Annotated in this window: 5 protein-coding genes and 1 pseudogene; 5 read left to right on the top strand and 1 reads right to left on the bottom strand. The window is 65.6% G+C overall.

Annotated features, from left to right (window positions below):
• The 5 genes and pseudogenes from AC1DXV_RS31050 to AC1DXV_RS31030 all read left to right on the top strand — a co-directional run.
• A pseudogene (locus AC1DXV_RS31050) lies at positions 1 to 424 on the top strand (hypothetical protein); the annotation flags it as partial.
• A gap of 138 nt (positions 425 to 562) precedes the next feature.
• The gene (locus tag AC1DXV_RS31045; protein ID WP_477866841.1) at positions 563 to 1,081 is read left to right on the top strand and encodes a terminase small subunit; all 519 of its coding nucleotides are present in this window, start codon (positions 563 to 565) and stop codon (positions 1,079 to 1,081) included.
• Positions 1,082 to 1,095: 14 nt separating this feature from the next.
• Positions 1,096 to 3,249: a phage terminase large subunit family protein gene (locus tag AC1DXV_RS31040; protein WP_477866839.1), complete on the top strand. Its 2,154-nt coding sequence runs from the start codon at positions 1,096 to 1,098 to the stop codon at positions 3,247 to 3,249.
• Positions 3,246 to 3,587, top strand: coding sequence for a Mor transcription activator family protein (locus tag AC1DXV_RS31035; RefSeq protein ID WP_477866837.1), 342 nt, complete (start codon positions 3,246 to 3,248; stop codon positions 3,585 to 3,587). Before AC1DXV_RS31040 ends, AC1DXV_RS31035 begins: the two co-directional genes overlap by 4 nt.
• On the top strand, positions 3,587 to 4,102 hold the full coding sequence (locus AC1DXV_RS31030) for a nucleotidyltransferase family protein (protein ID WP_477866835.1): 516 nt from the start codon (positions 3,587 to 3,589) through the stop codon (positions 4,100 to 4,102). The genes AC1DXV_RS31035 and AC1DXV_RS31030 overlap by 1 nt, the downstream gene beginning before the upstream one ends.
• Positions 4,103 to 4,238: 136 nt before the next feature.
• Here the strand turns inward: AC1DXV_RS31030 and AC1DXV_RS31025 are convergent.
• Positions 4,239 to 5,087 (bottom strand): diguanylate cyclase domain-containing protein (locus AC1DXV_RS31025; protein WP_477937315.1); only part of this gene is annotated, 849 nt, incomplete at its 5' end.

The raw sequence follows: 5,087 nt of genomic DNA, 5'->3' as shown, positions 1-5,087 counted from the left end.
GCTCGATGCCTACGGCAACATGGGGCGCGGGCAGATCGTGCAGATCCTGAGCCAGCTGCAGGCCTTCAACCTCGCGGGCTCGGACGCCAACGCGACCAGCAGCAAGCGCTCGAAGGCCAAGCGCAGCAAGGTCGAGTACTTCGTGGCGCACGGCGGCGATTCGAGGCAGGGCCGTGGGTCGTGGAAGCACGGCGACAAGATGCAGCACCTGCGGCGTGGCGTGTGGGCACGGTACCGCTTCAGCTCGGGCAGTGCAGTGAAGCCGGTGCTGCTGTTCGTCAATGGCACCCGATACGGCAAGCGCTTCGACTTCGTCGGCACGGCGCAGCGCGTGATCGATGCGCGCTTCAAGTCGCACTACGAGCAGCGCATGCACAAGCAGCTCGCGAAGCTCGGGCTGGCATCGGGAGGGCAGGGCGCATGACGTTCGCACTTCGGTCGGCCAAGGCCCCGACCCCACCCCCCACCCCCCTAGACGGGTCCTCCCGGAGGACCTCAGTCAAGGGTAATTCGAACCCCGTTCGCTCGCTAGTTTCAGTGCGCTCCTAAGGGGGTTATATCCATGCAAGCACTAGATCAACCCCTCTCGCAGCCGCTCTCGCACCCGATCACGCAGGAGCAGTTCGGCGACCTGGTCGGCGTCAGCCAGCCCGTCGTCAGCGAGCTGCTCAGCCGCGGTGTCTTGCTGGCCGGCCAGCCGGCGGCGACCTGGCTGCGCGCGTACACGAAGCACCTGCGGGAACAGGCCGCGGGCCGTGGCGCCGACGGCGAGCTGGCGCGCGAGCGCGCACGCCTGGCCCGCGAGCAAGCCGACCGCATCGCGATGGACAACGCTGTGAATCGCCGCGAGCTCGCGCCGGTGTCGGTGCTCGAACTGGTGCTTGCCAAGATGGCCGGCGACGTGGGCAGTCTGCTGCAGGGCCTTGTGCCGCGCCTGCGTCGCCGCGTCGAACTGCCTGGCGAGGCACTGCGCATCCTCGAAGAGGAGGTCTCCAAGGCACGCAACTGTGCCGCGGCGATGACGCTGGCGGACGCTGATGAAGGGAATGACAAAGACGACGAAGAGGAGGATGGAAATTGACGCACGCGACGCCTATGCTCGACGCAGTCGAGCCGATGTTCATCGAACGGCCCATCACATTGGCTGACCTCGGCACCGAGCAGCGCAACGAGATCAACGCGGCACTGCGCCGCGGCCTGCGCCCGCTCGAAGCGCCGATGCCGATGCGGCTGTCCCAGTGGATGGCCGAGCACTTCTACCTGTCGGAGGAGAGCAGCTACGAGCAAGGCCGCTGGGAGGCCTACCCGTACCAGGTGGCCATTGCCGACTGCATCGGCCACGACGAGATCACGCACGTGACCTGGCGAAAGTCGGCGCGCACGGGGTACACCAAGATATTCCTCGCGGCCCTCGGCTACTTCGCCGAGCACAAGCGTCGCAACCAGGTCGTGTTCCAGCCCACGGACGGCGACCGCGATGACTTCGTCGGCACCGAGCTGGAGCCGATGCTGCGCGACGTGAAGGTCATGCGTCGGATCTTCCCGAAGTTCAATCGCAAGTCGAAGAGCAACACGCTCAAGCGCAAGCAGTTCCTGGGCTGCCAGCTTCACCTTCGCGGCGGAAACTCGGCCGGCAACTATCGCCGGCTCACGGTGGACTGCGTCTATTACGACGAGACCGACGGCTTCGCACGAGACGTTGACAAGGAAGGCGACCCCTTCTTCCTCGGCGACAAGCGCATCGAGGGCGCAACGTTCCCGAAATCCGTCGCCGGATCGACGCCGAAGCTCAAGGGCTTCAGCCTGATCGAGGACCGCGAGCAGCAGGCCGACGCGCGCTTCCAATACTTCATTCGCTGCCCGCATTGCGACGAGGAGCACACGCTCGACTGGGGCGGCAAGGAAGCGCCGCATGGCCTGAAGTGGGACGACAACGATCCGGAGACGGTCGTTCACGTCTGCCCGCACTGTGGCGTGCGCATCACCCAGGCCGAGTACCTGGCGGTGTGGAAGGGCCGCTGGAAGGCGGCAGGCGGTGCGCGTGGTGGCCTGTGGATCGACGAGAGCGACCCGATCCAGCTGCGCTTCCGCAACGTGGCGGACGAGGAGGTCCAGCCGCCGAAGCACGTGGCGTTCTTCTGCTGGACCGCCTACAGCCCGCAGGCGACGTGGGTGGGCATCGTCCGGGATTGGCTCGCAGCCTCAAAGAAAGCCGAGGCAGGTGAGCTCAGTGCCGTGAAGACCTTCGTCAACACCACGCGGGGCGAGACCTACGAAGAGGACGTGGAGAAGACCGACGCCAGTCAGCTCGCGCTGCGCGGCAAGCATGGTCACCCACTGCGCACTGTGCCGCGAGGCGCGGTGAAGCTCGCGATCGGCGTGGACGTGCAGGGCGACCGCTGGGAGCTGGTGGTGTGGGGCTTTGGGCGTGGCGAGGAAATGTGGGTGGTGGATGACCTGGTCATCTACGGCAACCCGGCCGACCAGCGCGAGTGGGATCTGAAGCTGGATCCGGCGATCAAGGCGACCTATCGGCACGTGTGCGGCGTCGAAATGTCGGCCGACGCGGTGGCGATCGACACGGGTGGCCACTTCACGCACCAGTGCTATGTGTTCGTGCGCAACCGGCCGAATCAGAACCTGTACGCGGTGAAGGGCGAGACGCGATTGGGTCGACCGATCAAGAGCGCCAGCGTCCTGGTCGACGTGAACGAGCGCGGCAAGACGATCCGCAAGGGCGTGCGGCTGTGGCACGTCGGCACCGACACCGCGAAGGACTTGCTCTACGGCCGGCTGCAGGTCAGCCAGCCCGGGCCGGGCTACATGCACTTCGCGCGCGAGCTGACGGCCGAGTTCTACGACCAGCTCACGGCCGAGAGCCGGATGCTGGTGAAGACCGGACGCGGCGAGGAGCACCGCTGGCTGAAGCCGGCCGGCAAGCGCAACGAGAAGCTCGACTGCACGGTCTACGCGCTGTTCTGCGCGCAGATGCTCGGGCTGCACACGCTCAGCGACAAGCTGTGGGCGCGGCTCGAGGCGGGGCTGGAGCCGGACCTGTTCGCCGGCGGCGGAGCACCCGTGCCGAGTGGGGGAAGCGATCAAGCGCCAGTGCAGACGTCCGCACAACCCAACGCGGTGGCGGCGGCACCGCCTGCGCCAGCTCCACCACCTACAGCTCGTCCACCCGCTGTCCGTCCCGTTGTCCCGAACTCTTTCATCGTCAGCGATTCTTGGAGCAGCCGCCTGTGAGCCAACCCCTCTTCCAGCACCAGCAGCAACCCCGCCCCGATGCCCACGAGATCAAGGCCGACGCGGCCACGCAGTGGGTGTTCGACATGACGGAGATCCTGCGCGATGACTTGGCGTTCCAGGAGCCGTGGGCGAGCGCTATCGCGCATGAGATCGTGCAGGGTATGCGCGCACGGTTTGGCGGTGACGATGTTTACGTGCCGGCGCCCGATAAGTCGGCGCGCGATGAGCGAGTGCGTGAGATGTTCAACGGTCGGAACATCAAGGAGCTGATGCAGCTGTTCGGGCTAGCGCGTTCGACGGTCTATCGGATCGTCGGACAGGGGGCGCGGAAGTGATGTTTGCGCAGCGCGAAGGCTATACGCCGGTCTGGGTTCAATCCGAAGACGTGCCGTGGAGCATTCCAAGAGATGTGCTCACCGCCCGCCTGGAACGTCTTCTCCGGCGCATTGGCGCAAGGCCGGAGTACGTCACCGAGTATCGAGGTGGCCCCCTCGATGGGGCCACGGTGGAAGGGGCGGTCCGTGTCCGCATCGAAGGGATCTGGACATTCGGTAGCTACGCACGCGGTGCACGTGCATGCGGTGACCTGGATCTGATCGTCCGGACGCACAAGTCCTGGGTAGGCCCGCTCATGGTCGATGGTCGTCCTGCCGAAGGATTCCGACTGCTCCCCAGCCTTGACAGTGTCTTTGAACCGTTTGCCGGCGCACTGCGCAACATGGAGGTGGTGGAGCACTACTTCTTCGTGCGCGGGAAGACGGTTCACCTGAGCACCTCGCGTAGCCAGGTCGCACACTCCGCTGCGGCGCTCACAGGCCAGGCAACCGAGACGTTGACCCCGCTGCGTTGAAGTTCGATGCGGATGGCCATGCAATGAAATGGATCAGTGGCTACATGGCTTGGGTATCGGTCAAAAGCTGATTTCAGCTCAGCCGATCAATTGGCCGTCATTCTGGATGTGCGGATCATTGAGTTGGAGGAGCGTTTCAAGCTCCGCCCCCTTCGACAAGGCGAAGCGCCACCTGGACGTTGTTGCGGCCCGCACCCTTGGCCTGGTAGAGCATCACATCCGCTTGCTTGACGAGCGCCTCGACGGTCGTGGCGTCACCCTGGTAGAACGCCAGGCCGATGCTGGTGGTGAGATCGATCGTCTGATGGTCGATCACGAACGGCGTCCTCATGGCGTGCACGATCTTGGCAGCGACGGAGGAGGCCATCTCCGGCGCCGGCAGGCCTTCCATGATCGCCGTGAACTCATCGCCGCCCAGGCGGGCGACGGTGTCGCTGAAACGCAAGGTCCGGGACAGCCTGTCCGCGAATTCCCGCAGCACGGCGTCTCCCGCGTTGTGTCCGTATCGGTCGTTGATCTGCTTGAACCGGTCGATGTCGAGGTACATGAGCGCCATCAGTGCACCCGTGGTGCGGCAGCGCTCCATCGCCTCGGCGACGCGCAACTCGAAGCCGGCGCGATTGACGAGGCCCGTCAGCGGGTCCACGCGTGCCAGCTCGATCAGCCGCTTCTCTTCGAGCTTCTGGCGGGTGATGTCGCTGACCACGGCGTGGAAGCCCAGCACCGTGCTGCCGTTGGCGGCGAGCTGCGGGATGTACTGGGCCTCGTAGCAGACATGGCTACTTCCGTTGGACATCTCGCTCTGGAACGTGACGGCCTCGCCCCGCAACGCGGCGCGTATGTGCGGCTCGATCGTGTGGTACGCCGCATCGCCCAGCAGCGCGCGCACGGTCTGCCCGTGGATCTCGTCACGCGGCCGGCCGAAGCCTCGCTCGTAGGCCAGGTTGTTGAATCGGTAGCGCTCGTCGGCGTCGATGTAGGCCAC

Source organism: Rhizobacter sp. P3_C12 (genome assembly GCF_056402735.1).
The sequence above is the reverse complement of the archived record's forward strand: the minus strand, read 5'-3'. Positions and strand labels throughout refer to the sequence as shown.

Excerpts from the sequence above, each read along its gene's own strand:
- AC1DXV_RS31045 (WP_477866841.1), top strand. The coding sequence starts at position 563 with ATGCAAGCACTAGATCAACCCCTCTCGCAGCCGCTCTCGCACCCGATC.
- AC1DXV_RS31040 (WP_477866839.1), top strand. The coding sequence starts at position 1,096 with ATGCTCGACGCAGTCGAGCCGATGTTCATCGAACGGCCCATCACATTG.
- AC1DXV_RS31030 (WP_477866835.1), top strand. The coding sequence starts at position 3,587 with ATGTTTGCGCAGCGCGAAGGCTATACGCCGGTCTGGGTTCAATCCGAA.